At 60.0% G+C, this 26,545-nt stretch carries 25 protein-coding genes; 16 read left to right on the top strand and 9 right to left on the bottom strand.

The genetic code is table 11. The annotated features are described in order from the left end of the window. Nucleotides 1-30 precede the first annotated feature (30 nt). The 3 genes from efeB to efeU are packed head-to-tail and all read right to left on the bottom strand — an operon-like array spanning nucleotide 31 to nucleotide 3,359. Complete coding sequence (efeB, locus tag GOQ28_RS18310) at nucleotides 31-1,326, bottom strand: iron uptake transporter deferrochelatase/peroxidase subunit (RefSeq protein ID WP_160357446.1); 1,296 nt, start codon at nucleotides 1,324-1,326, stop codon at nucleotides 31-33. A 20-nt stretch (nucleotides 1,327-1,346) separates the two neighbouring features. Continuing rightward, nucleotides 1,347-2,504: an iron uptake system protein EfeO gene (gene efeO, locus GOQ28_RS18305; protein ID WP_160357445.1), complete on the bottom strand. Its 1,158-nt coding sequence runs from the start codon at nucleotides 2,502-2,504 to the stop codon at nucleotides 1,347-1,349. A gap of 21 nt (nucleotides 2,505-2,525) precedes the next feature. Then, nucleotides 2,526-3,359, bottom strand: a complete 834-nt coding sequence (efeU, locus tag GOQ28_RS18300; RefSeq protein WP_160357444.1) for an iron uptake transporter permease EfeU — start codon at nucleotides 3,357-3,359, stop codon at nucleotides 2,526-2,528. A gap of 303 nt (nucleotides 3,360-3,662) precedes the next feature. Between efeU and GOQ28_RS18295 the strand changes: the two genes are divergently transcribed. Further along, entirely contained in the window at nucleotides 3,663-4,007 is a 345-nt protein-coding gene (locus GOQ28_RS18295) for a glycine zipper 2TM domain-containing protein (RefSeq protein ID WP_160357443.1), read from the top strand. A 112-nt stretch (nucleotides 4,008-4,119) separates the two neighbouring features. Here GOQ28_RS18295 and GOQ28_RS18290 read toward each other — a convergent pair whose 3' ends face one another. The 4 genes from GOQ28_RS18290 to GOQ28_RS18275 form a co-directional block, all read right to left on the bottom strand. Further along, nucleotides 4,120-5,016: a manganese catalase family protein gene (locus GOQ28_RS18290; protein ID WP_160357442.1), complete on the bottom strand. Its 897-nt coding sequence runs from the start codon at nucleotides 5,014-5,016 to the stop codon at nucleotides 4,120-4,122. A gap of 72 nt (nucleotides 5,017-5,088) precedes the next feature. Next, complete coding sequence (locus GOQ28_RS18285; protein WP_160357441.1) at nucleotides 5,089-5,610, bottom strand: ferritin-like domain-containing protein; 522 nt, start codon at nucleotides 5,608-5,610, stop codon at nucleotides 5,089-5,091. 327 nt (nucleotides 5,611-5,937) lie between these two features. Beyond that, complete coding sequence (locus GOQ28_RS18280; RefSeq protein ID WP_336603813.1) at nucleotides 5,938-6,747, bottom strand: DUF2243 domain-containing protein; 810 nt, start codon at nucleotides 6,745-6,747, stop codon at nucleotides 5,938-5,940. A gap of 2 nt (nucleotides 6,748-6,749) precedes the next feature. Beyond that, nucleotides 6,750-7,022: a hypothetical protein gene (locus GOQ28_RS18275; RefSeq protein WP_160357440.1), complete on the bottom strand. Its 273-nt coding sequence runs from the start codon at nucleotides 7,020-7,022 to the stop codon at nucleotides 6,750-6,752. 222 nt (nucleotides 7,023-7,244) lie between these two features. On the opposite strand from GOQ28_RS18275, the gene GOQ28_RS18270 reads away from it, so the two are divergent. Next, nucleotides 7,245-8,171 carry an MBL fold metallo-hydrolase gene (locus GOQ28_RS18270; RefSeq protein ID WP_160357439.1) on the top strand — a complete coding sequence of 309 codons (927 nt, stop codon included), beginning with the start codon at nucleotides 7,245-7,247 and terminating at the stop codon, nucleotides 8,169-8,171. On the opposite strand, the gene GOQ28_RS18265 is transcribed toward GOQ28_RS18270, so the two are convergent. Beyond that, nucleotides 8,104-8,943, bottom strand: coding sequence for an IclR family transcriptional regulator (locus GOQ28_RS18265; RefSeq protein WP_160357438.1), 840 nt, complete (start codon nucleotides 8,941-8,943; stop codon nucleotides 8,104-8,106). The two genes, GOQ28_RS18270 and GOQ28_RS18265, sit on opposite strands and share 68 nt — an antisense overlap. A gap of 198 nt (nucleotides 8,944-9,141) precedes the next feature. Here GOQ28_RS18265 and GOQ28_RS18260 point away from each other — a divergent pair, with 198 nt between their 5' ends. The 11 genes from GOQ28_RS18260 to groL all read left to right on the top strand — a co-directional run bounded on the left by GOQ28_RS18260 (nucleotide 9,142) and on the right by groL (nucleotide 21,349). Then, complete coding sequence (locus GOQ28_RS18260; protein ID WP_160357437.1) at nucleotides 9,142-10,203, top strand: ABC transporter ATP-binding protein; 1,062 nt, start codon at nucleotides 9,142-9,144, stop codon at nucleotides 10,201-10,203. Next, the gene (locus GOQ28_RS18255) at nucleotides 10,200-11,069 is read left to right on the top strand and encodes an ABC transporter permease (RefSeq protein ID WP_160357436.1); all 870 of its coding nucleotides are present in this window, start codon (nucleotides 10,200-10,202) and stop codon (nucleotides 11,067-11,069) included. The genes GOQ28_RS18260 and GOQ28_RS18255 overlap by 4 nt, the downstream gene beginning before the upstream one ends. A 5-nt stretch (nucleotides 11,070-11,074) precedes the next feature. Continuing rightward, nucleotides 11,075-11,869 (top strand): ABC transporter permease, encoded by a 795-nt coding sequence (locus GOQ28_RS18250; protein WP_160357435.1) that lies wholly within the window; start codon nucleotides 11,075-11,077, stop codon nucleotides 11,867-11,869. Nucleotides 11,870-11,887: 18 nt separating this feature from the next. After that, on the top strand, nucleotides 11,888-12,199 hold the full coding sequence (locus tag GOQ28_RS18245) for a 2Fe-2S iron-sulfur cluster-binding protein (RefSeq protein ID WP_160357434.1): 312 nt from the start codon (nucleotides 11,888-11,890) through the stop codon (nucleotides 12,197-12,199). Continuing rightward, nucleotides 12,196-13,566 (top strand): FAD/NAD(P)-dependent oxidoreductase, encoded by a 1,371-nt coding sequence (locus GOQ28_RS18240; protein ID WP_160357433.1) that lies wholly within the window; start codon nucleotides 12,196-12,198, stop codon nucleotides 13,564-13,566. The genes GOQ28_RS18245 and GOQ28_RS18240 overlap by 4 nt, the downstream gene beginning before the upstream one ends. Further along, nucleotides 13,563-14,729: an NAD(P)/FAD-dependent oxidoreductase gene (locus tag GOQ28_RS18235; protein WP_160357432.1), complete on the top strand. Its 1,167-nt coding sequence runs from the start codon at nucleotides 13,563-13,565 to the stop codon at nucleotides 14,727-14,729. The genes GOQ28_RS18240 and GOQ28_RS18235 overlap by 4 nt, the downstream gene beginning before the upstream one ends. Nucleotides 14,730-14,764: 35 nt before the next feature. Beyond that, nucleotides 14,765-15,793 carry an ABC transporter substrate-binding protein gene (locus GOQ28_RS18230; RefSeq protein ID WP_236844417.1) on the top strand — a complete coding sequence of 343 codons (1,029 nt, stop codon included), beginning with the start codon at nucleotides 14,765-14,767 and terminating at the stop codon, nucleotides 15,791-15,793. A gap of 55 nt (nucleotides 15,794-15,848) precedes the next feature. After that, entirely contained in the window at nucleotides 15,849-16,619 is a 771-nt protein-coding gene (locus tag GOQ28_RS18225; protein ID WP_160350157.1) for an SDR family NAD(P)-dependent oxidoreductase, read from the top strand. A 251-nt stretch (nucleotides 16,620-16,870) separates the two neighbouring features. Then, nucleotides 16,871-19,147 carry an ankyrin repeat domain-containing protein gene (locus tag GOQ28_RS18220; RefSeq protein WP_160357431.1) on the top strand — a complete coding sequence of 759 codons (2,277 nt, stop codon included), beginning with the start codon at nucleotides 16,871-16,873 and terminating at the stop codon, nucleotides 19,145-19,147. Nucleotides 19,148-19,389: 242 nt separating this feature from the next. Then, the gene (groES, locus tag GOQ28_RS18215; RefSeq protein WP_094801319.1) at nucleotides 19,390-19,677 is read left to right on the top strand and encodes a co-chaperone GroES; all 288 of its coding nucleotides are present in this window, start codon (nucleotides 19,390-19,392) and stop codon (nucleotides 19,675-19,677) included. 31 nt (nucleotides 19,678-19,708) lie between these two features. After that, nucleotides 19,709-21,349, top strand: a complete 1,641-nt coding sequence (gene groL, locus GOQ28_RS18210) for a chaperonin GroEL (RefSeq protein ID WP_160350160.1) — start codon at nucleotides 19,709-19,711, stop codon at nucleotides 21,347-21,349. Nucleotides 21,350-21,532: 183 nt separating this feature from the next. Here the strand turns inward: groL and GOQ28_RS18205 are convergent, their stop codons facing one another. Beyond that, complete coding sequence (locus GOQ28_RS18205) at nucleotides 21,533-22,447, bottom strand: LysR family transcriptional regulator (protein ID WP_202109772.1); 915 nt, start codon at nucleotides 22,445-22,447, stop codon at nucleotides 21,533-21,535. A gap of 84 nt (nucleotides 22,448-22,531) precedes the next feature. Here GOQ28_RS18205 and GOQ28_RS18200 point away from each other — a divergent pair, with 84 nt between their 5' ends. The 3 genes from GOQ28_RS18200 (at nucleotide 22,532) to GOQ28_RS18190 (ending at nucleotide 26,423) form a co-directional block, all read left to right on the top strand. Then, nucleotides 22,532-24,202 carry an acyl-CoA dehydrogenase family protein gene (locus GOQ28_RS18200; protein WP_160357430.1) on the top strand — a complete coding sequence of 557 codons (1,671 nt, stop codon included), beginning with the start codon at nucleotides 22,532-22,534 and terminating at the stop codon, nucleotides 24,200-24,202. An 85-nt stretch (nucleotides 24,203-24,287) separates the two neighbouring features. After that, entirely contained in the window at nucleotides 24,288-25,268 is a 981-nt protein-coding gene (locus tag GOQ28_RS18195; RefSeq protein ID WP_160357429.1) for a Bug family tripartite tricarboxylate transporter substrate binding protein, read from the top strand. Between the two features lie 18 nt (nucleotides 25,269-25,286). After that, the gene (locus GOQ28_RS18190; protein WP_160357428.1) at nucleotides 25,287-26,423 is read left to right on the top strand and encodes a CaiB/BaiF CoA transferase family protein; all 1,137 of its coding nucleotides are present in this window, start codon (nucleotides 25,287-25,289) and stop codon (nucleotides 26,421-26,423) included. Nucleotides 26,424-26,545 lie beyond the last annotated feature (122 nt).

Genomic DNA, 26,545 nt, shown 5'->3' with positions numbered 1-26,545 from the left:
CTCCTTATACGGTTAATGACTCAGGCGGACTCAGGCGGCGGCCAGCAACGCGCGTCCCAGCCAGTCTTCTTTATTGCGCATGCCTGGCAAGGTATAGAAAAAACCGCCGCCGATGGGCTTGATGTATTCCTCTAGCGGTTCACCATCGAGGCGCTTTTGCACGGTGATGAAGCCTTTTTCCAGGTTCGCCTGATAGCAGATGAACAACAGGCCCATCTCTAGCTGCCCGGACTTTGTCACGCCATTGGAATAGTTAAACGGCCGGCGCAGAATCAGGTTCTGCTCGGTCGCGGCGGTGCGGGGATTCGCCAGCCGGATATGCGCATCTAGCGGCGTGAGTTTGCCTTCGGGATCGCGGCTGTAGTCAGGCACATCGTGCTCGGTCGGCCCGCCATCGAGCGGCGCGCCGGTATCGCGATTGCGGCCGATGATGGACTGTTGTTCCTGCAGCGGCGTGCGGTCCCAGCGCTCGACGAAATTACGGATGATGCGCACGACTTGGTAGGTGCCGCCATAGGTCCATGCGGGTTCTTCGTTGTCGTCCGGCCCCACCCATACGAGCCGTCGCATCGCGTCCTGATCGTGGGCATCGGGGTTCGCCGAGCCATCGCGAAAACCCAGGAAATTTCTGGCGCTCTCCAGTGGCACGCCGGGCTTTTTCGCCACGGGCGGAACACTGCCCTCTTGTTTCCACAGCAGCACCAGTAGATCGGGAAACTGCTTGATGATGTCGCGCAGCGCATGGATATTGGTGTCTGGCGTATTCGCGCAGAACTGGATAGACAGATCGCCGTGGCAGAGCGCGGCATCGAGCGCGTCATTGGGATGCGCGCTCATCTGCTTCAGATATCGCGGTTTGCGCGACGCCAGACCATAGCGATCGTCGAATAAAGAGGCGCCTACCGACACGGTGATGGTCAGTGCATCCGGCTGCACGAGGGGCCCCAGGATGCCGGAGTCTGCGGGCGGCAAGCGCGGGTCCAGCTTTGGGACCTCGCCGCCTTGGGTGAGAAAGGCGATTCGCGCGGATAGTCCGCGCATCAGTCTTTCGAGTTCTTTACGATCGGTGGCGATAATATCGAATGACGCGACCAAGCCCGCCGCGGGCCGGGGCGTAACGATGCCCGCCTGATGTTCTCCCCAGCAACTGATGCGGTCATCGCCATGCGTGCTAGCCGGCGCATCAGTGACTTGACCGTCGTTCGTTGAGGCGATCGCCGGCAGGGGCAACACCGCCATGCCCGCGACATTTGCCGCGGCGGTGAGCCACCGGCGTCGCGACACCGACGATAAAGCGTTGCGATGGAACGTATGCTTGAGGGACATCTTTACACCTGTAGAGAAAACTACTCCAGCCCCAGCTTGTCGTTGATCTGCGCCAGGGTTTCTTCGACCGACTGCACGGCCTGTGACAGTCGTGCGGCGGATGCCTCATCGGGCTCTTGCCGATAGGCGTCCAGACACGCGTGCCACGCCGCAAACCGCTGATCGATCTGCTGTTGCAGCGCGGGGTCTGACTTGCCGACGAGCGGCGCGAGCAACTGCGCGATACGCTCAGCGCCCTCCCCTTGGGCTAGCATGATGTCGGCGTGTAGTTCGGGGGGAAGCGACTTGGCGTCCTGCGTAAAACGATCACCCATGCGCTGCATCACGCGCGCTGCGCCCGAGGCCATTTTGGCCGGCTCGATGGACAGCGTGCGCAGCCGTTCGCGTAATGCGCCGGCGTCGACTTGCAAGGCCTCTATGACCGGACGTGCCTGATCGAACGCGTCGTTTCCATATAACGTGTGCTGCAAGCGGTACAGGCCAACAAAGGCCGCGTCGTTCTCGCGCTGCTGCAGGTATTCCGACCGAACGTTCAAGCGCGCATCCAGATCGGCAAACAGATCGGCTACGGGCTCCATGCGCGCATACGCTTGATGCGCCCGGATATAGGCCTGTCTGGCCTGATCGCGATCGCCCGCCTGCACCGCCACCGCCGCTGCCTGCAAGGCCTTCTGCAAGGCCGCCGCTTGCGTGAGCAGTGTGACGCGATACTCCGCCAACGGTCCCACATAGGCCACCAGCGAGGGCTTGGCCGCTTCCGCATCGGAGGCCGCCGACGGCGTTACAGTCAGCGTGCCGCGCGGGTTGCTCAATAACCCGCAAGTGATCTGAAACTGCCCCGGCGATAGTTTGACCCGCAGGGTTTGCGATATGCCGGGCGCAATGTTCTCGCGTTCCTCCACCACCATCACGCCGTCGAGAATCTCCCATTCCAGCGCACGCGAGGATGCATTGGTGATGACGAAGATCGTCCGTCCGGCGGGCACGGTGATGTCATTGGGATCGCACACGTTGTCTCGTATGGTCACGCGTACTGCGTGGGACTCGTCGCCCGTCTGCGCGCGAGGCAAGGTCGATGCCCACCAAAACGAAGCCATGCCCGCCAGCGCCAACAACCCGGATGCCGCGACAGCCAGGACTTTTAAAGGCGATCGCTTATTCTGCTTTGATGATGACATGGTGAATCAGTATTAAGAGGGTCAAGCCGAGGCACGCGCCGGTGCAAGTCTAGGAGCACGATGGCGCAGGAATAGATAAAGACTCACCACGAGGAAGACTACATAGACCAGTACCTCGCCCATCACAGGCGCGGACTGATAACCAAACAGTCCGGACAGGACGGTGCCCAATGGGCTGTCCAGAGGCAGGATGTGGTCAATATCGAACACGACCGTTTGAAGATGATTCCAAACGCCTGCCTCATGAAACTTGCGCAGCGCGCCGGCCATGAGACCCGCGGAAACAAACAGGATGAATACACCGGTCAAGCGAAAGAAGCGTCGCAGGTTTAGACGCAGCCCACCGCTATAAATGCCGTAACCGATCGCGATTGCGCACGACAGTCCGGCGATCGCTCCCAACGGTGCCTGCCACCCCGCACTTTGCTGAAAGATAGCGAGCAAGAAGAACACGGACTCCAGCCCCTCGCGGGCGACGGCTAAAAAGACCACGCCAATCAGCGCCCAAGCGCGTCCTCTGCCGCCGGCCAGTGCGTGGTCCACCGAATGCTGCAGCTCACCCTTTACCGACGCCCCGGCTCGGCGCATCCAAAACACCATGGAGGTCAGCATCGCCACCGCGATCAGACCGACTACGGCCTCGAACAGTTCCTGCTCTTTTTGCGGAAACTCCGCCACGGCAACCTGCAAGCCGGCACCTACGAAAAAGGAAAGGGCCACAGCCAACAGCACACCGATGGTGACGCCGTACATCATCGACGACGATCCGCTACGTTTCAGATAGCTGGCCACGATGCCCACAATCAAAGCCGCCTCAATGCCCTCGCGGAGCATGATCAGAAAAGGCACTAGCATCGTTAACAACCCAAACCAAAATGAGAATAATTATCTATTCTATGACAATCAGACGGCAAGCATAAACGACTTAAGCCCATGAAAACAAAGTATTTTTTATTCAGGACATCGTAAGTCTTGCTAGGGTTCAATCGCGGGAAAGTGCGCAGTTTCCCGCCTGCGAAAGCGGCTGAAACAGGTTATACACACCGTAGCGCACCCTGAGCGACTGACACATGGAGTGAGTGTTAAGGTTTTCCTGACGACAGACTGAATGGCTATCGCCCTGTTTCTACAGGCCGATTTTCAGTACAGGAGAACACCATGAAGATCCACTCACGTATCGCGCAGGTCCTTTTATCCACCACGCTCGCCTTGGGCGTCGGTAGCGTGGCTGTTGCCGACGATAAAACGCAAAACACAATCATCGGCGCGGGGGTAGGCGGTGTCGCAGGTGCTCTGCTATCTGATGGGGACCCGCTATATACCGTGGGCGGTGCGGCTGCGGGTGGCCTGCTGGGCAATGTGCTCACTGACGATGATGATCACAAAAAGCGCCGCCACTGGGACAACGGACGCCGGCATAAACATGGATATCAATACGCGGACCATCGTGGCAAGCCCAAACACGGAAAACATAAGCACAAGCATCATAAGCACCGCCATTAAGGCTTGACCCGTTTAGGACCGCGGCATGTTGCACGCGGTCAAATAAACGGCTTCAGCGAAGCCAAAAAAAAGGGCACACGAAACGCGTACCCTTTTTCAGAGGATGACCGGATTACTTTACCGGCTTATCGCCCTTCATCGCCAACGCACTGCCCAGCTCGGCTCCGGTGGTGGGATTCGAGTCAGGATCGGACGCCGTGCGCATCGCCAAGGCCTGAACGGCCAGATTTTCTTCTTCGCTCAACATCACTTGAACGCCACCGCCTCCGTCGATACCGCCTTGCTCTTCGCGATCGGAAACATAGTTGAAGTTTTCGTCGCTATTCCAAGGTCCGCGCATATCCCCCTCGCCTTGCGACATGTTGAAGTACACGTCGGCGAAACGCGCGTCACCGGGCAGTTTTCCGGGCGGGAAGTTGGGCTCCATCGAGTACAGGGCTTTTTCGAAGGATCGTTGGTGCGCGATCTCGCGCGTCATCAGAAAGCCCAGCGCTTCCTTCACGCCAGGATCGTCGGTCGCGTTGATGAGACGTTCGTAGACAATCTTGGCGCGAGCTTCGGCCGCGATGTTCGAACGCAGGTCAGCACTTGGATCGCCGATAGAATCGATATAGCCCGCATTCCATAGCTGGCCAGCAGAGTTAATCAAAGCCGGGCCACCGCCGTACAGGACCTGGGTGACGTGCGAATCGTTGCCCGCGCCATTTAAGCGACGATAGATATCGGCTTCCGCTTCGGTCGCCTCGGCCAACACGCCCTTGGCGCCTTTATTGAGCATCGCTACCAACGTGCCGATGACTTCCAGGTGGCTCAGCTCTTCGGTAGAGATATCGAACAGCATATCTTTGCGACCGGGATCCTCTTCGGCAATCGCCTGGGTGAAATATCGACAAGCCGCGGCGAGTTCGCCTTGCGGGCCGCCGAATTGCTCCAGCAGCAAGTTAGCCAGGCCGGGATTGGCCTCGCTGACGCGCACGGTGTATTGCAGGCGTTTGTTGTGAGCGAACATGTAGCTCTCCTTTGGGTTAGCCGCGGCTGGCTCGCGCCAGCGCCGACGGCGTGCGTTGACAGTACTGCTGGGTTATCGTTTGGCTTGTGCGTTCGGATCGTCCGCGCGAGCAAGGAAATGACGAACAAGGGCCGCGCTGTTGTGCTCGATCCATTGCGCCATGGCGCGCTCTTCCACGAGGATGCGTTTGCAGATCTCCGCGGTTTCTAGATCGCCCACATAGGTGGCGGCCTCTTGCAACTGGGTATAGGCGGCAATTTCAAGGTTTTCAAATGCAAAGCTGAACATGCTGCCTTTAACGACCTCATCCGAGGCGAACGCCCCCGAGAAACCTTGGAACGTTGCCATCGCCTTGGCAGCCATGTCCTTGAGCAACGACGTGTCGCCCCCACGTCGCTCAATACAACTGCGAATCAGACGTTGTTGCTCGCGCGTTTCTTCGATGTGGCGCTGGATACGCTGATGCAGTTCAGGATAGCTTTCGATACGCGCAGCCATGCTCTTCAACATGGTTTCCGCTTGCTCTTCCATTGCATGCGCGTCGCGCAGCCAGTCCATCAAATGCTCGCTAGCGCGGGAATGCTGTGTGTCCATCGTGATCTCCAGTTGGGATGATTCACCCCCGCGATCTGGGGTGACAGTCATGAAGCAACTGGCATGCCTACGGTGTGCCAGGCACGGCATTTGCATGTCACGTTTCCCTAATGATTCGATTCCTAATCCAACCAAGGAGGCGCTATGTGTCCGCACCAACCTGAAGGTCAAACCGAACATCTGGGCGCGAAGTTGCAGGAGCTCGCGAAAAAGCCGAAAGCCAATCAGAGCAACGATGACAAAATCAGCAACTCCGGATACCCCGCTGGTGGAGAACGCACCCGGCCGGATCGCGATGCCTACGAGAAACCAATCGAAGACGCTGACTCAGACCCGAGACAATCGGGGGCCTGATTGCAGCCAGGCCGCGCAACCAGCTGGCGCGGCCGTACCACTGACATAAACCGCTCCCGCTTGGTACAACGCCAAGCGGGCACGCAGGGATAAGCCCTGAACCACCCACACCTCGCCCTGCCCCGCCGTCCAGATCACTTTCGCGTCGGACGTATCAAGCGCCGCGAAAAATTCCGGGACGGAAGCATGTGAACCCAACGCCACGACGGTCGTGTCATCATTACCGCGCAGAGGGAAAATATTCACGGCCCCCGCGAACAATATGAATAAAGACATCACCCGCACGGCTTTCGTACCGGTACGGCTTGGCGTTCCCGAACCGCCATCGCGTCGGCGCCAGCCCCATATCAACGGCAATATGCCGAATATCACGACCCAGGCCACATCCCACGCCAGCGGCATGCTGGAGTCCATTTTGATGCGATGTATGCCCGTAATCCAATGCGAGAACACCGCATCGATGATGTGCCACACGCCAAAGCCCATCCAGAATCGTGGCCATATCACGCTAAAGTCAGGACATTTGCCGCTAGTCGATCGATAACGATAGAGATTCCATAATCCGATTGCGGCGATGACATACATCAGCGCGTGAAACCATCCATCGATGGTTACTTGCGCGCGCAGGCTCCCCAGCGCACCCGTTTGTATGGCGGAGAGCAAATGGTGCCACTGCAAGATTTGATGGAGCAGGATGCCGTCAAAAAATCCCCCCATGGCAAAGCCGAGCCACACGCCGGCCCAGCGCAATTTCTTATTCTCGGCAGCGGTGGCGTGGCTCACATTCAGCCCCCGTTCTTTGGACCGGATCGCTTGGGCAGTACTGAAGGCGTGTCGTCCGTGGGTTTGAACACATTGTCATCGCCAGGTTCAGGCTTGGGCGATCCGTCGAACTCGGTGGCTTTGGATCGCGTCGGCTTCGATGGGGTGTCGTCGTTGTGTTTATTGGAATCGCCCAACCCCTTTTGCACATCCGCGGCGATATCGACTTGTGACTTGGTGCTGGGCTCCGGCGTGGCCGGCGTGATCGGGGACGGGTCGGGACGCGATGTGGTCATAGGAGTCTCCTGACAGTGCAACGTTGCAGTACCGCAGGCGCAGCATGAAGCGTACCCATGTCAAGCGTGTCTTAGAGCGAAACACCACCGGGTTGATGTAACGCGTGCGCCGGCCGGGAACGGAGCTTGCCTGATCAGCGGCGTCATTACTCAGCGACGCGATAGCGGCCGGGGTTTCTGGACCTGCACCCGCGTGCGCGCCGAGGCAGAGGAGATTTAAACGTGAAAATTATTCATTTGAACTGCATCTCGACCTGCCCCGCGGGCGGCAGACTGATGGATGGTCGTTCCTCGTGGCTGCGCTGGCGCGGCAGGCTTTGTTGTCATTGTGTGTTGATCGAGCTCGATAGTGGCGATCTAGTATTGATCGATACCGGACTGGGGCTGGAGGACGTGCAACATCCACGCGACCGGCTTAGCGGATTTTTCCTGGCCCTGGTCAAACCGGAGTGGCGCGAAACGATGACCGCGCGTCGTCAGATCGAGGCACTCGGGTATCGCGCCGAAGATGTGCGCCATATCGTACTGACGCATCTGGACTTCGACCATGCTGGCGGGCTCGATGATTTCCCCGCGGCCACCGTGCATTTGATGCAGACGGAACAAGATGTGGCGCTGCGTCAAAGCTCATGGCTGGACCGTCAACGTTTCCGCCCCCAGCAGTGGTCTTCGCGCGCGCGCTGGAAAGGCTATGCCCCGGCCCGAGGGGAAACCTGGTTTGGATTTGAACGGGTCCGAGAGCTCGACGGGCTACCGCCCGAGATCGTCATGCTGCCGCTACCTGGCCATACGCTCGGCCATGCGGGTATTGCCGTCCTGCAGGATGACAGCTGGCTGCTGATGGCCGGCGATGCGTATTTCCATGCGAGCGAAATGCGGTCACGTCGCCCGAGCTGCCCGCCTGGCCTGCGTTTTTATCAGTGGATGATGGAACAGGACCGAGGGGCCAGACTCCATAACCAGCACCGTTTGCGTCAATTGATCCGCTCGCATGCGCGCCAGGTATGCGTTTGCTGCGGCCACGACACAGCGGAGTTTGAACGTTTGGCGCGGCGCCCGTTCGACGTGCCTGCGCCAACACTCAAGCACTACGCCCGCCCTGCCCCAAAAAATTATTCGGCCGCCGCAGCGCGGGATCGAACGGATTGATCTGTGACCCAATCTGCGCCGCTTCTTTCTTCAATAGTTCTACGATCATGGGCAGGCGTTCCGGGCTCACACGCTCCGACGGCGCCGCCAGGCTGATCGCTGCAACGACCGAGCCGCTGCGATCGGTCACGGGCACCGCCAGCCCGATTGTGCCGGGATAGAGTGCCGGCCCGGTCGACAGCGCATAGCCCAGATCCAGACATTCCTTTAGCCGCACGCGCACGGTGATTTCATCCATGAATCCCAGGTCGCGTAGACGGGGAATATTGAATCGGATGATCTCTTCGCGCTCGGCCTCGTGCAGGCGTGCAAGCAGTATCAGCCCCGCCTGGCCCAGGCCAAGCGGGACCTTGCCTCCGATATCGCCCGTATAAGAGCGAACGGGAAAAGGCCCATCTATGCGGTCCAGGCACACCGCATCAAACCCATGGCGCACCAACAAGAAAATGGTGTCATTAAGCATTCCGGATAAACGCAACAGCGCCGGGCGGCAGATGTCGCGCAGTGTCGAGTGGCGATTGCCGGCGCTGGCCGCCATGGCAAAAAACCCCACGCTGAGCTGATAGGTCTTTGCCTGGGCAGGCTGCTCGACCATGTCCTCCTGAATCAGCGCCTGCAAAACCCGGTGAGCCGTAGCCGGTGCCTGGTTTGTCCGCGCAGCAATGTCCGTCAGACGCAGCCTTTCCCCATTCGCGTCAGCGAGTACCCGCAAAACCGAAAAGGCGCGGGCCAACAGGCCCTGGGCTGAATCCTCTTTCTCCACCTTCGCCATCACTTTCCTTCAATGGAATTATTAGCTGCTTATTACGACGCTAATTCTGTCACATGGAAAAAAATAAAAAAACATTCTTTTCTACGGAAAAACACTAATAAGATTTTTATAGCGGCATTTCTACACTGCCCTCGTTCTACTGCGGATACCGGCATTGGCCAGTGATCTTTCCACCGCGATAGCGGACAAGAGGCGGATATGGCATTTCTGCGTTTGGAGCAAGTCTCCAAGTTCTACGGCGATCTTTGCGTCGTCTCCGAAATGAGTCTGGAGGTCGAGCAAGGTGAATTTCTCTCCTTGCTCGGACCATCAGGCTGCGGCAAAACCACGACATTGCAAATGATCGCGGGTTTCGCCGAGGTAACGAGCGGGCGCATCACGCTGGACGGTCGTGACATTACACACGCGAAACCCAACACGCGCGGCCTCGGCATCGTGTTCCAGAGCTATGCGTTATTTCCGCACATGACGGTCAGCGAAAACGTGGCATTCGGACTGACCATGCGCCGCGTGGAACGTAGTGAACGGGATAAACGCACGCGTGAAGCGCTCGCGCTCGTCAAATTAGATAAATACGGGGATCGTTATCCCCGAGAGCTCTCTGGCGGTCAGCGGCAGCGCGTGGCGCTCGCCCGCGCTCTGGTCATTCGTCCGCCGGTACTGCTGCTCGATGAACCGTTATCGAATCTGGACGCACAGCTGCGCGAAGAGATGCAGTTCGAGCTTTCCAACATTCAGCGTCGTACCGGCACGACGACTATTATGGTCACGCATGACCAGGCCGAGGCGCTGTCGATCAGCGACCGTGTGGTCGTCATGCAAGACGGTCGCGCGACGCAAATCGATGCGCCCTATCGCATGTACGAGCATCCCCGCACGCATTTCATATCGCGTTTTGTGGGAAAGACCAACATGTTGGCCGCCACGGTCTCACAGGGTGGCTCCGACAGCCGAATTCAGGTGGGGCCGTTAACGGTGCCCGCCGACGACGTTGGCCTTCGCGCCGGAGACCCGGTATGTCTATCGCTGCGTCCGGAAAAACTGCTGCCCGTCGCTGCAGGACAGGGCAAACTCGATGGCCGCGTGACTACGCGTTATTTTCTGGGCAGCCAATGGCAATACGAACTGGATACGCCCGTCGGACCTTTGCTCATGGTCACGCCCAACGATGGCGGCGCGCCCCATGCACCGGGCGATATGGTGGGCCTGGACTGGGCTGACAACACATTGCGCATCTTGACTGATGAGGCGCAACCATGACCACATTGCAGTCCTCCCAACGCCCCGGTGGAATGCCGCCGGCCGCGCTTGCCTCGCTGCCGCTGACACTGCTGTTCTTGACGCTGGTGCTCACGCCTCTCGGCCTGACGCTGCTGCTCTCGTTCGCACAGTTCGACTACAACACGGGTATTCAGCCCGGCTATACCTTAGACCAATACATCGAGGTACTGACCGACGGCTACTTTCTGGAAATATTCTGGCGCACGTTCTGGATCGCTGGCCTGACCACCCTCATCTGCGCGCTTATCGGTGCGCCCGAGGCGTATATTTTGTCGCGCATGCGCAAGCCCTGGCGTTCCATTTTTCTGCTGGTCGTACTTTCGCCGCTATTGATCTCCCTCGTGGTACGGGCCTTTGGCTGGAGCCTGCTGTTGGGCCCCAGCGGCCCGCTGGGCGCGGCGTCGTCCGCCCTGGGATTCGGTTCGTTGCTCTACACGCCCACGGCCGTCATCATTGGTCTGGTGCACGTGATGCTGCCATTTATGGTCATTCCGGTGTGGACCTCTTTGCAAAAGCTCGATCCCACCGTTGAACAAGCGGCCTACTCGCTTAACGCCTCGCGTGCGCAGACACTGTGGCGTGTCATTCTGCCCCAGGCGATGCCCGGAATACTCTCCGGCAGCCTTATCGTTTTCGGCCTGTCCGCCAGCTCCTTCGCCATTCCGGCGTTATTGGGGGGACGACGACTGAAGATGGTGGCCACCATCGTATATGACGAGTTCCTGACGGAGTTGAACTGGCCGCTGGGCGCCGCGATCGCCGTACTACTGCTCATCGCAAACGTCATCATCATGATGACCTACAACCGCGTGGTGGAACGATCCTACCGCCGCAGCCTGGGGTGAACGCGATGCAAAAGAACGGACCTATCGCCCTCGCGTTTAATTTCCTGGTAGTGGCCTTTGTGCTGGCGCCGTTGGTGATCGTGTGCCTGGTGGCATTCACGCCGAGCTCAACGCTGTCGATTCCCACGACCTCCTTTTCGCTGCGCTGGTTCAAGGCCGTGTTTGAACACGCCGACTTCATGCAGGCCTTTCGCAACAGCCTCTGGCTCGCGTTTTCATCGGCCAGCATCGCGACGATCCTGGGAATCCCCGCCGCCATCGCCGTCACGCGTTATCGCTTTCCCGGGCGTGATGCATTGAACGGCTTGTTTCTCTCGCCATTGATGATTCCCCACCTTGTCCTGGGGGTGGCGATGCTGAGGTTATTTGCCTTGATGGGGACAACGGGCAGTTTCGCGTGGCTGGTGCTTGCCCACGTCGTGGTTATCACCCCGTATGTCATGCGCCTGATCATCGGGGCGCTGGTGGGGCTGGACCATTCGATCGAACATGCCGCCGAATCCTTGGGCGCTAATCGTCGAACGGTGTTCCTCAAAGTCACGCTGCCGATGATTCTGCCCGGCGTATCGGGTGGTTGGCTACTGGCATTTATCAACAGCTTCGATGAGCTGACCATGTCCGTCTTCATCACCGCGCCCAGCACCGTGACGCTGCCCGTGCGCATGTACATGTACGCCACGGAGTCGGTAGATCCGATGATGGCAGCGGTATCCGCGTTGGTCATCGCGCTCACCGCCGTCACCATGCTGCTGCTCGACCGTGTCTACGGTTTGGATCGCGTGCTGGTCGGTCAAAAGTAAACAAACGGGGCCGATATCGTGGCTTTACTCAAACGCGTCGCCGAGACGCATCGCACGACACTGACGTTCACGGTCGACGGCCAGGCGGTCGCCGCGCTTGAAGGCGACACGCTACTTACTGCCATGCTTACGCAAGGCGAGCACTTGCGCCATTCGGAATTCGGCGGCGCACCACGCGCGGGGTTCTGCATGATGGGCGCCTGCCAGGACTGCTGGGTGCAATTGGAAGACGGTCGCCGTGTACGCGCCTGCTCGACTTTTGTGGAAAATGGCATGCGCGTGATCACGCACACCGTGCACGGCGGCAGCATCGTAAAGGAGGCGCCATGACGATCAAACCCGTCATCATCGGCGCGGGTCCCGCTGGCGTACGCGCCGCGCAAACGCTGGTCGCCGCAGGACTACGCCCCACGATCATCGACGAAGCTCCGCGCGCCGGCGGCCAGATCTATCGGCAACCTCCAGAAGGTTTTGCCCGCAGCAAAGCTCAGCTCTATGGCTCGGAGCATCAAAAGGCCGACGCCATTCATCGCACGATGGCAGGTATCCGCGATCAGGTCGATTACTTGCCGGACAGCCTCGTGTGGAACGGCGACGATGGTGTTCTCGATGTGATACAGCAAGGTGTATCGCGAGATGTGCCATACAGCCACCTGATTCTGGCGACGGGCGCCACTGACCGCGTGTTGCCCTTTCGGGGCTGGCTCACGCCCGGCGTGTACACCCTGGGCGGCGCGCAAGTCGCGTTGAAGTATCAAGGGTGCGCCATCGGAAGTCGTACCGTACTCCTCGGGACGGGGCCGCTACTGTATCTGGTGGCCTATCAGTATGCGCGCGCCGGCGCCAAAGTGGCCGCGGTGTTGGACACTTCGCGCAGCAGCGATCGGCTGGCCGCTTTGCCTGGCATGCTCGCAGCCCCAACGCTTTTGGCACGTGGGCTGGGCTATATGGCATGGTTGCGCGCGCACGGCGTGCCCTTGCGCAGCGGGATTCGGCCAACGGCAGTAACCGGGGACACGCGCGTCGATGGCTTGCGCTATCGCGACGCCCGGGGCCGCGACCACGAGATCGCGTGCGATGCGATCGGCTACGGCCTGACGTTACGCGCGGAAACGCAGCTGGCTGGCCTGTTGGGCTGCGAATTCGAGTTCAATGACCGCGACCGCAACTGGCTACCTCGTCGAGACGCGGCGGGCCGCAGCTCCGTACCGGGCATCTACCTTGCCGGCGACGGCGCGGGTATCGCTGGCGCAGACGCAGCCGAACTGGCGGGCGAACGCGCCGCGCTCGCCCTACTGGCCGATGCGGGGCTCGCCCACGACGGGGCGCGTGCGACTGAACTGGAGCGACGACTGGCACGGATCAACCGCGTGCGCGATGCACTGGAGATCGCCTTTCCATTCCCCAGCGACTGGCAAGTCGATGATGAGGTGATGCTGTGCCGCTGCGAGGAGATCACAGTGGGGACACTGCGCGACGTCGCGCGCGCCGGACAAGCCTGCGAACTCAATCGCGCTAAAGCGTTGACTCGCGTGGGCATGGGTCGGTGCCAGGGCCGCATGTGCGCCGCCGGCGCGGCCGAAGTCCTGTCGCAAGCGCTCGGAGTATCACCGCAGGCGGTGGGCCGATTACGCGGTCAGCCTCCCGTCAAGCCGATTCCCATTCATCTCACCGTGGCGCAAAGGTCGCAGCCATGAGCTCCATCGCACAGACAGAAGTCGTGATCATCGGCGGCGGCATCGTTGGCGCCAGCGCAGCGCTATTCCTGCGGCATCGTGGCGTGCCGGTTACCTTGCTCGACATGGGAGCCTGCGGTGCGCGCGCAAGCGGCGTCAACTATGGGGGGGTGCGCCGCCAGGGGCGCCCGCTCGAACAAATGCCCCTCACGGCACGCGCACATGAGTTGTGGGCGCAGCTGCACTCGCTCATCGGCACCGATGGCGAATATGTGCGCAGCGGCCACCTGAAGCTCGCCCGCACCGAAGAAGACCTGGACCAACTGCGCGCCTATCGCGATCGGACACGCGAATGGGGCATGGACCTGCGTATCATCGAAGCCGATGAGCTACGCCGACGCTTCGACTGGCTCGACCCGCGGCTCGCGGGAGGGTCGTTATGCCCCGATGACGGTCATGCGAATCCCCGTCTGGTTTCACCGGCATTCGCACAAGCGGCGGCGCGCGCAGGCGCGGATGTGCGCGAGCAGCAACACGTGACGGATACACGATTCGACGGCAAGCGTTTCATCATTCGAACCGCTGGTGGCGACACGCTATACGCACGTTATCTCTTGAACTGCGCGGGTGCGTGGGGCAACGAGATTGCAACGCGCTTTGGTGAACCGGTGCCCGAATCGGTGATTCACCCGCTCATGATGGTGACCGAGCCGCTACCGGTCTTCATGAACGTGAGCCTCGGCATACAGGGAGGCGGCATCTACGCGCGTCAGGTCCAGCGAGGCAACTGCGTGATCGGCGGCGGACGGGGCACGCTGCACTCAGAGGGTTATGCCAAACCCTCGCGCCGCGAACTGCCCACCCTCCTGGCGCGCGCCGCCGAGTTGCTACCGCCCTTGCGGGGAGCGCAAGTCATTCGTTTTTGGACCGGGATGGAAGGCAACATGCCGGACCACAATCCGGTTCTTGGACCTAGCAGCACCACGCCCGGCCTGTTTCACGCATTTGGCTTTTCCGGGGCCGGCTTTCAGATCGGGCCGGCCGTGGGCGAGGCCTTGTCCCAACTGGTGGCGGACGGTGAAACGTCCGTACCCATTGATGCCTTCCGCATCGAGCGATACGCGCCTGCCGCTCACGCAGCCGGGTCGTCATGTTCAGGTGAGCACACGCTGGAGAACTCATGAGCAAGCACAAACACGGCGCTCGCGCCAAACTGGGAATGTGGATCGCTGGCGCCCTGATGCTGGCCGCGTCTGCCACGGGCGCCCAGGCCCAGCAAAAAACCCTGTACATCGGGATGAACGGTGGCGACATGGAACGCGCTTTCACGCAGCATGTCTTCCCGGCGTTCGAGAAAGCCAATGACGTCAAGATTGTGGTCGTACCGGGCACATCCACCGACATACTCGCCAAGGCTCAGGCATACAAAGACAATCCGCAGATGCACGTGATGTTCCTGGATGACGGCATCATGGCGCGCGCCATCACCATGGGCCTGTGCCAGCAGATGAACGATGACCCGGTTTTCCAAGACCTGTACCCCGCCGCCGTGATGAAAGACCGCATGGCCGCCGGTATCGATATCGGCATGACAGGGCTGGGCTACAACACGCGTATTTTCAAAGAAAAAGGCTGGGAGCCGCCGACCTCCTGGATGGACCTGGCGGACCCCAAATACAAGGGCAAAGTCGTCTTTCAATCGGCCTCCGGCAGCACCTTTGGCCTGCATGCATTCCTGATGTATAACCGCATCGTGGGTGGCGATGACAAGAATACCGACCCGGGTTTCAAGAAGTGGTCTGACACCATCGGCCCGAACGTGCTCGAATACATTCCCAACTCGGCCAAGCTTGCCGAGATGATTCAGAACGACGAAGCCGCAATCTTCCCGCTGACCCCCACCGCCATCGCCCGCCTGAAAAAACGCGAGATTCCAGTGGAGTACGCTCAGCCCAAAGAGGGCTCGGTCATTTTGATGGTGGGCGAATGCGTGATCGCCAACAATAGCGAGCCGGAGCTCTCGCAGAAACTCGCGCGGTATCTGCTGAGCCCCGAAGCACAAGCGGCCGCGTTGGAATACGGTGGCCACTTCCCGTCGAACCGCAAGACTCAGGCATCCGAGCAAAACGCGGGTACGCTTAAGACTTTCCAGGGCTATATGGACACGGCCACTATCCTGGATTGGGATGCCATCAACGCCACGCGCCCGGCTTTCAACGCGCGTTGGAATCGCACCGTCGAGCGTTAAAGCGCTCGTCATGCCGGACGCTGCGCGCGTCCGGCTTCGCTTTACAGGAATGCATATGAGCAACACACAATTTAATTTTCAGGACAAGGTCGCCATCGTCACCGGCGGGGCGCAAGGCATCGGCGAGGCTTGCGTGCGACGTCTGGCGCAAGACGGCGCATCGGTCTCGATCTGGGACGTTGATCAGGCGCGCGGACAAGCCCTGGCGGATTCTTTGGGCGAACGCGGTCAATTCGTCGCCTGCAACGTGGCCAGCAAGACCGACGTGGAAAAAGCCCTCGCCGAAACCCTCGCCCGCTACGGCCGCGTCGATCAGCTGGTCAACAATGCCGGCATCGTCAAGACCAGCAACTTTCTCGACATCACCGAGCAAGACTGGGACGCCGTCATCAACATCAACCTAAAGGGCGCTTTCCTCGTTGGCCAGGCCGTCGCGCGCGCCATGGTCAAGCAAGGCGGCGGCGCCATCGTACACATGAGCTCGGTCAACGCCGTAATGGCGATTCCGTCCATCGCCGCCTATAACGTCAGTAAAGGCGGCGTCGCCCAACTGACCCGCGTCATGTCGCTGGCACTGATCGATCACGGCATCCGCGTCAATGCCGTCGCGCCGGGCACCATCGCCACCGAACTCGCCAAGAACGCTGTCATGGCCGACGAGGTCGCCCGCGCCCGTCTGATGAGCCGCACCCCCATGCGCCGGCTGGGTGAGCCCTCCGAAGTCGCCGATGCAGTCGCGTATCTGCTTAGCGACTCGGCCAGCTATATCACGGGTGAAACCCTGTTTGTCGATGGCGGCCGACTCGCGCTGAACTATACGGTTTAGGTGTCGCTGCTTGAACCGCCATGCCGGTCGCGGTTACCGCCACCTGGCATGGCTGGGACGAACCGCGCGAGCCGGGGTGGTTAATTAGTCCTCTTCTAATATCGAATCGGACCAATCCTCGCACCAAGTCCCAGCAGTCGTGCAATATTTCCCTCGGGGAGCGTTACTCAGGTCAACACTTAAATGGCGCGGCCAACAGCGGGCAACCAGCCCGCCATGTATTCCCGCCGCTATCCACTCAGGCCTGAACTATGCGACCCTCACTCGAAGCGTTATACCCTCCGTCGATTCGCGCCGACTACGACATGCACTATGCGCCCTATGGCAGCGATCCCACCGAGGCGCTGTTCGGCGCAATCGAGAAAGCCGATGCGGCCGAGGTCTATCACCTCATCCACCATCTATCGCCCGATCTCTCGGCCCTCAACGACCAAGGTCAGAATCCCCTCCACCTCGCCTTGAAACTGCGTCGTGATGACATTGCCTTCCACTTGATCTCCCATTGCGGAAAGATGAATCATCCCGCGTTGAACGAGTTCGATCGCGAGGGCTACACAGCACTGATGCTTGCTGTGGAAAATGGCCACATGCCACTGGTCAAAATGCTGATCGAAAAAGGCGCGACGATCCACGCCGGCCATGACGTCAATTGTTCGCCGCAGCGCTTAGCTCAGAAAAACAAGACCTATACAAAAGCATCTCTGTTAATAGAGAGCAGTGGAAACATCTATACCGCCGATGCTCTCGCGAAGCGACGCAATATTCCGGGAGTTACATCGCAGATCATTGGACTCCAGGCCGAGTTGTACGACGCCTGTGCAGACCTTGACATCAAAACGCTCTATCGACTCATTTCCGAAGGCCTCGAGCCCTCGCAAGGGCTACAAGCACTACTGTTCAACCACAAGGCGGCGTTGTCATTCGCCGGCGCAAATGCCGTGAAAGTTCTGGTCGCCAGCGGAGCGGACCTTGCCGTCGTGTGGGCGCATGCGATTCGAACCGAAAACGTAAACATGGTGCGCCACCTTATGTCGTTGGACGGCAAAGGTGCTGACGAATCTTTAATACGCGCGTTAAAAGTCGGCGATACCCGCGCCCTCCGAGTCTTACTCCAGGTGGTCAACCCGTCAGGAGCCCTGCATCATCTGGCACACACGCGCCAAGCTCAGCTCTTGAGGTTATTACTCGCACAACCGGGCGTCAGCGACTTGTCCACCCAAGCCCTCTTGATGGCGGTAAGCAGCAAGGATCTCGGGACCGCGCGATTCCTGGTCGCGCATGGTGTGCCCACGCAAGAGGCAGTGATGACCAGCTTGCGGCGTGGCGACTCCGCCGTGGTCAAGTTCCTGCTGGATGCTGGCGCCGAGACACACTCGATCATCTGCACACTCGCCTCCGGCCAGCCTCGCGCCCACGGACTCGCGCAACTCGAACTCCTCATCGGGGCAGGCGCGGATCCATCGCAGGCCCTGTATGAGATGAGTAAACACGAAAAAAACGAGCATGCGGTCAAGCTACTGCTCGCTGCGGCCATCGGCTCGGGCCGGCATATACCCGCGCAGGATGCAGAGCGCGTCGGAAGGGTCTTCGACAGCGCCAGCGCCGCTGTCGCCGAAGCCAGTCAATTCGCCCATGCCGCGTCAATCCTTAACAATAATACGGATGTAGACTGCGCAGCGCTTCTAGAGAGCTATCTATTTGCACGGGATCCGCGATATACGAAGTCGCGCGCCATGAGCCTAGATTGCGAGGCTGCCTTTGCGGCTCAGCAGGGTCATGATAATGCCGCACGGCTGCTACGCGCGATCCAGGCCGATGATTGGAGCGTCACACGAAACTATGCGATGGCGTCTGCCAAGAACTTCGGGATCGCGATGTCCCTTCAAACCGCGCTCTACCAAGCGATTACATTACGCGATCACTGGCGAACCCGCATGCTGGTCGCCTTGGGCGCAAACGATGCGCAAGCAATCTCCGTCGCAATCTCCAACAACGATGTCGAAGCCTTGGGCTTCCTGTTAGCCTCGGGTTCTAGCCCAGCGACGGTGGCCCGCGTATGTTTTAGACAATCGCGCCCGGACTTGGTGAATACCTTGGTCGATAAAAATCACTTGGTACCCTACGATCTGTACCGGTCTCAATTCAGCGATGCGCAGTTCAAGGATAAAGAACTGGTAAAGAACCTGGCCAACACGTTGACGACGGGCGGACGCGAACTGCTTGCCGCCATTTCTGAACGCAATTCGCCTTTGGCCCGTAATTTGGTCTACGCGGGAGTCGACCCGCACGAAGCCTTGTGCACAGCGGTCATCGAATCAAAATACGAAGCGATCATTCCCCTGCGAGAGTTGGGCGCCGATCCCTCCAAATCGCTGATTTTTGCGCTGGCCGCCGGGCAACCGACCATTGCGATCCACTTGATAGCCACGGGCGCCGATTATGATGCCGCACAAGAATTCGCTGCTACGCGCCCCAACGCCCGCGAGCTGACCCAAGCGTTGGGCAGCTTGCAGGCGAGGAAACAATAGCTTCCCTACTACGCTAGCCAGCACGCAACCGGCTAGAAACTCTCGACCCTTCCTGCAGTGGGTTCCGAGTCGCACAAAACTCTCGCGCCTAGTTACATCAAAATGTAACAGATACAACGCTACCCCTTGAACCTCCCAACATCATCCCTATAATTAGCACTCGCCGCCGGTGAGTGCTAACACTGCCTCCCGGCACTGAATCCGAACATTTCACCTCTATTTATTAGAAACAGGAGTTCCTCATGGCCCTGCGTCCCCTGCACGATCGTGTGATCGTCAAACGCCTGGACAACGAGCGCAAGACTGCCTCGGGCATCGTTATCCCTGATAGCGCCGCTGAAAAGCCGGATCAAGGCGAAGTCGTGGCCGTCGGCCCGGGCAAGAAGACCGAAGACGGCAAAGTGCTGCCGGTCGACCTGAAAGTCGGTGACAAGGTTCTCTTCGGCAAGTATGCCGGCCAGTCGGTCAAAGTCGACGGCGAAGAGCTGCTCGTCATCCGCGAGGAAGAAATCCTCGCCGTGATCCAGTAATCCACTGAACGAATTCTGAAGGAAGCTCACAATGGCTGCCAAACAAGTTCTCTTCGGCGATGACGCCCGCGTTCGTATCGTGCGCGGCGTGAATGTTCTCGCCAACGCTGTTAAGACCACCCTGGGCCCCAAAGGCCGTAACGTTGTGCTCGAGCGCTCGTTCGGCGCCCCGACCGTCACCAAGGACGGTGTGTCGGTTGCCAAGGAAATCGAACTGAAAGACAAGTTCGAAAACATCGGCGCGCAACTCGTTAAAGACGTTGCTTCCAAGACCTCGGACAACGCTGGCGACGGTACCACCACCGCTACCGTTCTGGCTCAAGCCATCGTCCAGGAAGGCCTGAAGTACGTGGCCGCTGGCTTTAACCCCATCGACCTGAAGCGCGGTATCGACAAGGCTGTCGCCGCTGCCGTGGCTGAACTGGCCAAGCAATCCAAGCCGGTCACCACCAGCAAGGAAATCGCTCAAGTTGGCTCGATCTCGGCCAACAGCGATTCGTCGATTGGCCAAATCATCGCTGACGCGATGGACAAGGTCGGCAAGGAAGGCGTCATCACCGTCGAAGACGGCAAGTCGCTGGAAAACGAACTGGACGTGGTCGAAGGTATGCAATTCGATCGCGGCTACCTGTCGCCCTACTTCATCAACAACCCGGAAAAGCAAGTTGCCGCTCTGGACGATCCGTATGTTCTGATTTTCGACAAGAAGATCAGCAACATCCGTGACCTGCTGCCCGTGCTGGAGCAAGTCGCCAAGTCGAGCCGTCCGCTGCTGATCATCGCTGAAGACGTCGAGGGCGAAGCCCTGGCCACCCTGGTGGTGAACAACATCCGTGGCATCCTGAAGACCACCGCCGTCAAGGCGCCTGGCTTCGGCGATCGCCGCAAGGCCATGCTCGAAGACATCGCCATCCTGACCGGCGGCGTTGTGATCTCCGAAGAAACCGGCATGTCGCTGGAAAAGGCCACCCTGCAAGACCTGGGCCAAGCCAAGCGCATCGAAGTGGGCAAGGAAAACACCACGATCATCGACGGCGCTGGCGACAGCAAGTCGATCGAAGCCCGCGTCAAGCAAATCCGCGTGCAGATCGAAGAAGCCACTTCGGACTACGACCGTGAAAAACTGCAAGAGCGCGTGGCCAAGCTGGCCGGCGGTGTTGCCGTGATCCGCGTCGGTGCTGCCACCGAAGTCGAAATGAAGGAAAAGAAAGCCCGCGTCGAAGACGCCCTGCACGCTACCCGCGCTGCTGTGGAAGAAGGCGTGGTTGCTGGTGGTGGCGTGGCTCTGCTGCGCGCCAAGCAAGCCATCGCTGGCCTGCAAGGCGACACGCCTGACCAGAACGCTGGTATCAAGCTGATCCTGCGTGCGGTCGAAGAGCCCCTGCGCACCATCGTCACCAACGCCGGCGAAGAAGCCAGCGTGGTGGTCAACAACGTGCTCAACGGCTCGGGTAACTACGGCTACAACGCCGCTACCGGCGAGTACACCGACCTGGTCGAGCAAGGCGTTCTGGATCCCACCAAGGTGACCCGCACCGCCCTGCAAAACGCTGCTTCCGTCGCCAGCCTGCTGCTGACCGCCGAAGCTGCCGTGGTCGAACTGGCCGAAGACAAGCCCGCTGCTCCGGCCATGCCGGGTGGCATGGGCGGCATGGGCGGCATGGACTTCTAAGTCCAGGCTTTCCCAGCGAAAACTCCCCGGTTCGCCGGGGAGTGGCCAAGACAAAACACCCCCGAGGTTTGCGCCTCGGGGGTGTTTTTTTGTCTCGCGGATGCATCGCCCGCCCCGCTATAAGGCGCAGCTATGGCCGGCACGCGTACCAGCGGGCCGTCAGAAAAGCGCCCCGGCCGCCGTCTACGTCTGGCTCACGGTCGCGCGCTTATGCTCATTAAAGAACTGCTTCAAATGCTCGACGCAGTGGCCCGCCACCGGCGTTGCGCCGTCTTCACGCCAGATGACATACGACTCCGACATGGCCACCGCATTATCGATGGGACGAAACACCACTCCCGGCACACCAGACTGGCTCATTGCCTTTGGCACCAGCGCCACGCCCAGGCCTTGAGCGACCCACGCAACAACGGCGAGCCAATGACGCACCTCATGTTGCAGACGCGGCGAGAACCCGGCTTGCGCGCAAACATCGAGAATCGCCGCATGATAATCCGGTGAAACGCTACGCGCGAACAGCACAAACGGCTCATCGGCCAGGGTACTGAGCGGAATACGCGGTTGCGCCGCCAGCGCATGGTCCGCTGGCAAACAGCATATAAACGGCTCGCTCACCACGAGTTGACGCTGCATCCCCTTGGGCAAGCGCGCCGTATGCACGAATCCCACATCCAATTCGTCGCGAAGCAACTGGGTAACCTGAATCTGACTATTGAGCTCTGACACCGTAACGCGTACTGCCGGGAAATCATGTTGATAGGAGGCCAAAGCCTGCGGCAGGCCCCGATAAAGCATCGCTCCCACACATCCAATCCGCACGTGGCCGGAAATTCCTTCAGCAGCATCGCGCGCATGAACCAGCGCCTGTTCGAATTGCCCCAAGACGCGCCGCGCGTCTTCGAGCATGGCCTGCCCGGCAGCCGTCAGGCGCACGCCTTTGCTGTTGCGTTCGAATAGACGGGTCCCTAGTCGTTGCTCGAGCTGCTGAATGGCCACGGTAAGCGGCGGCTGCGACATGGCCAAGCGCTCTGCTGCACGACCAAAGTGCAAGGTCTCCGCGACAGCGATAAAACAGCGGAAATGACGAAGCTCAATCATACGAAAACCAGAACGTTCGATACCCACATAATATTAGACTCGAATGACTACGGCTCCGACAATATTCAAAAAAGGAGTCATGCCATGTCAGCGTCCAAGAACATTCCCGACGCCCGCGGCGCCAACCTATACCAGTCGGACCCCACTTGGGCACGACTGCTGGCGCTCTATCTCGATCCGAGTTTGATGCAGGTGCTCACGCCTAAACTCGAACAGCTGGGTGCTCTTGCCGGTGACTCACTAGACCGGTTGGCCGATACCGCGGACAAGCATCCGCCTACCCTCATCACGCGCAGCCGCACCGGCGTGGATGACCAACGTATCGATAAACATCCCGCCTATGTGGAAATGGAACGTCTCGCCTTTACCGAGTTCGGCCTGGCCGCGATCTCGCATCGAGACGACATGTTCGGCTGGCATGGCGCGATGCCGCCATTGGCGAAATACGCGCTCACTTACGTATTCGTCCAGTCGGAATTCGGGCTGTGCTGCCCCGTCTCTATGACGGACTCATTAACGCGCACACTCAAAAAGTTCGGCGATCCGGCCCTGGTCGAACGCTATCTGCCTCATTTGACGACATTAGACTTCGAGGACTTATACCAAGGCGCGATGTTCATGACCGAACAGGCGGCGGGCTCGGACATCGCGGCCACGGAAACCATGGCTTATGCCCAAGACGATGGGACCTGGCGCCTGCATGGCGACAAATGGTTTTGCTCGAATGCGGATGCCGAGCTCGCCATGGTGCTGGCGCGTACCGAAAACGGGCAGCCGGGCTTGAAGGGCGTATCGTTATTCCTACTGCCCAAGACGCTGGACGATGGCCAACACAATCACTATCGCATCTTGCGCCTGAAGGACAAGCTCGGCACACGATCGATGGCGAGCGGCGAGATAAAACTGGAAGGCGCGGTTGCCTATCTGGTGGGCGAACCGGGGCGCGGGTTCGTGCAAATGGCGGACATGGTCAACAACTCTCGGCTGTCGAACGGCGTGCGGGCGGCAGGTCTCATGCGCCGTGCGGTCTTCGAAGCCGAATATGTCGCGCATCACCGGTTGGCGTTTGGAAAGAGGCTCGCCGACATGTCATTGATGCAGCGCCAACTCGACAAACTGCGCGTGCCGGCCGAACAGGCACGCAGCATGGTGTGCCAGACTGCCCAGGCCCTGCGCCGCTCGGACGCAGGCGAGGCGGGGGCCTATGCATTGCTGCGTATCTTGACGCCGCTGATCAAGTTTCGGGCCTGCCGTGACGCCCGTAAGGTCACCGGAGACGGCATGGAGGTACGCGGCGGCTGCGGTTATATCGAGGAATGGATAGAGCCGCGATTGGTGCGCGACAGCCATCTGGGCTCGATATGGGAAGGCACCAGCAATATCGTCGCGCTCGACGTCATACGTGCGATTCGCCGCGAGGGCGCGCTGCCGGCGCTACAGCAACAAGGTGAAGCGCTCTTGAGCGCCTGCTCGGCTGATGAGACCACCCGGGCTCTTGAACATAGCTTGTCGCGCGCTTGTGCGCTGGCCGACTACGTCACTCAGACCGGCGACGACGCGCAGGCGCGCAGCGTCGCCTCAGCGCTCTATCACTGCTTTAGCGCCTGTGCGATGTACTGGGAAGCCACGCAGACCAACGACGAGGAACGCGCTCGCCTGGCCCGTCTGGTCTTGAAACATCGCCTGCAACCGCGTGACCCGCTGGCTGGCGATACCGAGCTTGAGACACCGAAGGAGACCGCGGGCGCGGCATGATTCACACCCCCCACGCAGAACACGATCATTACCGAGGCCCCGCTTGGCCAAGCCATGCGCACAATAAAGACCAAGGAGACACATCATGAATAGACGTCACGTACTACGGGTACTTGCCACCACTGCGGGACTGTTTGCGCTGCCCACCTGGGCAAAGGAAGAGAGCTATCCCAATCGCCCGGTCACCCTGGTGATTCCCTATCCCCCCGGCGGCCCGACAGACGCCATGGGCCGAGTGCTGGCATCCACGCTGTCTGACATCCTCGGCCAAATCGTAATTGTGGAAAATCGCGCTGGCGCCAACGGCAATATCGGCGCGGAAGCCGTCGCGCGTGCCAATCCCGACGGTTATACATTGATGCTTGGCACTTCCGGACCGCTGGCGATCAATGCGAGCCTGTATAAAAACCTGGGCTATGACCCGGTCAAGAGCTACGACCCGATCATTCAGGTCGGCTATCTGCCCAATATCCTCGTCGTGCATCCATCCGTGCCGGCGACCAACGTCAAGGAATTAGTGGCGCTATCCAAGGCCAAGCCGGGGACGCTGAGCTATGCCTCGTCAGGCAGCGGCGCATCCTCGCATCTGGCGGGCGTGCTATTTAACTCGGTGGCAGGCACCGATTTTTTGCACATCCCTTACAAAGGCACCGGGCCCGCCCTCAACGACTTGCTGGGCGGTCAGATCTCGATGAGTTTCACTGACGTGCTGACCGCAATACCTCATATACAAAGCGGTCGCCTGCGAGCCCTGGGTGTGACTACCGCATCGCGCTCGCGCGCTTTGCCTGATCTGCCGACGATTGCCGAGCAGGGATATGAAGGTTATGACGTGAGTGTTTTCTTTGGCATTGTCGCGCCCGCTCACACGCCGCCAGACCGCGTCGCTCGACTGAACGAAGCCCTGCAGCGCACACTGCAAAACGAGAAGGTCCGGGAGTTTCTGGACAAGCAAGGATTGGAATCTGCGCCAGATCTGGCGCCCGAAGCGTTGGGCGCATTCGTTTTCCAAGAACGCGACAAATGGGCGAAAGTGGTGGCGGACTCTGGCGCCAGCATTGATTGATCACACGGACGACAACGTATGCAACACGCACAAGCCAACGCCACAAAACCGGGTGCCCTTGCGGGCGTCCGGGTCTTGGATTTATCGCGGATTCTCGGCGGCCCGTATTGCGCTCAGATTCTCGGTGACCATGGCGCCGAGGTGATCAAGATCGAGCCGCCGGCTGGCGATGACACGCGCACCTGGGGCCCGCCCTTCAAAGACGGCGTGGCTTCATACTATTACGGGTTAAACCGCAACAAGCGCATTCGTCATCTGGACCTGGCTTCGTCCGAGGGACAGCAGACTGTGCGCGAATTAATCGGCCAGGCGGATGTACTGGTAGAAAATTTCAAACCCGGCACCATGGAGCGTTGGGGCCTGGGTTACGACGCGATCAGCGCGGAACACCCCGGGCTGGTGTGGTGTCGGGTGTCGGGCTTCGGTACCGACGGCCCGCTGGGCAGTCTGCCTGGCTATGACGCCGCGGTACAAGCCATGAGCGGGGTGATGAGCGTCAATGGCGATGCCGGCGGGCCGCCCCTGCGCGTGGGCTTGCCCGTGGTCGATATGGTGACCGGGCTGAACGCCGTCATCGGCATCTTACTGGCGATTCACGAAAAGCAACGCAGCGGCAAAGGTCAATTCGTGGAAGCCGCCCTTTACGATAGTGGCCTATCGTTGCTACACCCGCATGCGGCCAACTGGTTTCTGGACGGCGTTCAACCCCGGCCTACCGGCAACGCGCATCCTAATATCTACCCCTACGACGCATTGGACACCGCGACCGGGCCGATCTTTCTCGCGGTCGGAAACGATCGACAATTCGGCCTGCTTTGCCAATGTCTTAACCGCCCGGAACTGGTCGACGACCCGCGCTTTAGCCGGGCCGGGGCGCGTTCTATTAACCGGGAGGCGTTGCGCGGCGAGCTGACCCGATCGCTCGCCGACCAAAACGCCGAAGACCTCGCTGCCCGGCTCATGGCCCTGGGGGTACCGGCGGCGGCAGTGCTATCGGTCGATCAAGCCTTGGCTCATCCACACACGCTGCACCGCCAGATGGTGGTCGAAATGCAAGGTGGCTACCGGGGGCTTGGGGCACCGGTGAAGTTGAGCCGCACGCCCGCCACCTATCGTTATACCCCTTTGACACCCGGGCACGATTTTGACGAGTAGGACCCTTTCGCGGGCACAGCGGCGATAGTTCGACGGCATTGACGCTCCGCTGGGTACCCTCGGTTTGTCGCGAGCGAGGCTCGGCTCCTACAATGCAGGCACCCGGACTCGCACTCGTTGTA

The sequence above is a fragment of the Bordetella sp. 02P26C-1 genome, from assembly GCF_009763255.1.
In the GTDB taxonomy this organism is placed as follows: Bacteria; Pseudomonadota; Gammaproteobacteria; order Burkholderiales; family Burkholderiaceae_B; genus Bordetella_A.
This window is presented reverse-complemented; position numbering and strand designations above follow the sequence as displayed.

What these genes read in the sequence shown, in the direction of transcription:
- GOQ28_RS18260 (WP_160357437.1), top strand. Translation starts at nt 9,142, where the DNA reads ATGGCATTTCTGCGTTTGGAGCAAGTCTCCAAGTTCTACGGCGATCTT.
- efeO (WP_160357445.1), bottom strand. Translation starts at nt 2,504, where the DNA reads ATGTCATCATCAAAGCAGAATAAGCGATCGCCTTTAAAAGTCCTGGCT.
- GOQ28_RS18275 (WP_160357440.1), bottom strand. Translation starts at nt 7,022, where the DNA reads ATGACCACATCGCGTCCCGACCCGTCCCCGATCACGCCGGCCACGCCG.
- GOQ28_RS18195 (WP_160357429.1), top strand. Translation starts at nt 24,288, where the DNA reads ATGAATAGACGTCACGTACTACGGGTACTTGCCACCACTGCGGGACTG.
- GOQ28_RS18255 (WP_160357436.1), top strand. Translation starts at nt 10,200, where the DNA reads ATGACCACATTGCAGTCCTCCCAACGCCCCGGTGGAATGCCGCCGGCC.
- GOQ28_RS18265 (WP_160357438.1), bottom strand. Translation starts at nt 8,943, where the DNA reads ATGGCGAAGGTGGAGAAAGAGGATTCAGCCCAGGGCCTGTTGGCCCGC.
- GOQ28_RS18205 (WP_202109772.1), bottom strand. Translation starts at nt 22,447, where the DNA reads ATGATTGAGCTTCGTCATTTCCGCTGTTTTATCGCTGTCGCGGAGACC.
- GOQ28_RS18250 (WP_160357435.1), top strand. Translation starts at nt 11,075, where the DNA reads ATGCAAAAGAACGGACCTATCGCCCTCGCGTTTAATTTCCTGGTAGTG.
- GOQ28_RS18190 (WP_160357428.1), top strand. Translation starts at nt 25,287, where the DNA reads ATGCAACACGCACAAGCCAACGCCACAAAACCGGGTGCCCTTGCGGGC.
- GOQ28_RS18230 (WP_236844417.1), top strand. Translation starts at nt 14,765, where the DNA reads ATGTGGATCGCTGGCGCCCTGATGCTGGCCGCGTCTGCCACGGGCGCC.
- groES (WP_094801319.1), top strand. Translation starts at nt 19,390, where the DNA reads ATGGCCCTGCGTCCCCTGCACGATCGTGTGATCGTCAAACGCCTGGAC.
- efeU (WP_160357444.1), bottom strand. Translation starts at nt 3,359, where the DNA reads ATGCTAGTGCCTTTTCTGATCATGCTCCGCGAGGGCATTGAGGCGGCT.
- GOQ28_RS18240 (WP_160357433.1), top strand. Translation starts at nt 12,196, where the DNA reads ATGACGATCAAACCCGTCATCATCGGCGCGGGTCCCGCTGGCGTACGC.
- GOQ28_RS18235 (WP_160357432.1), top strand. Translation starts at nt 13,563, where the DNA reads ATGAGCTCCATCGCACAGACAGAAGTCGTGATCATCGGCGGCGGCATC.
- GOQ28_RS18225 (WP_160350157.1), top strand. Translation starts at nt 15,849, where the DNA reads ATGAGCAACACACAATTTAATTTTCAGGACAAGGTCGCCATCGTCACC.
- efeB (WP_160357446.1), bottom strand. Translation starts at nt 1,326, where the DNA reads ATGTCCCTCAAGCATACGTTCCATCGCAACGCTTTATCGTCGGTGTCG.
- GOQ28_RS18285 (WP_160357441.1), bottom strand. Translation starts at nt 5,610, where the DNA reads ATGGACACACAGCATTCCCGCGCTAGCGAGCATTTGATGGACTGGCTG.
- GOQ28_RS18290 (WP_160357442.1), bottom strand. Translation starts at nt 5,016, where the DNA reads ATGTTCGCTCACAACAAACGCCTGCAATACACCGTGCGCGTCAGCGAG.
- GOQ28_RS18200 (WP_160357430.1), top strand. Translation starts at nt 22,532, where the DNA reads ATGTCAGCGTCCAAGAACATTCCCGACGCCCGCGGCGCCAACCTATAC.
- groL (WP_160350160.1), top strand. Translation starts at nt 19,709, where the DNA reads ATGGCTGCCAAACAAGTTCTCTTCGGCGATGACGCCCGCGTTCGTATC.
- GOQ28_RS18295 (WP_160357443.1), top strand. Translation starts at nt 3,663, where the DNA reads ATGAAGATCCACTCACGTATCGCGCAGGTCCTTTTATCCACCACGCTC.
- GOQ28_RS18220 (WP_160357431.1), top strand. Translation starts at nt 16,871, where the DNA reads ATGCGACCCTCACTCGAAGCGTTATACCCTCCGTCGATTCGCGCCGAC.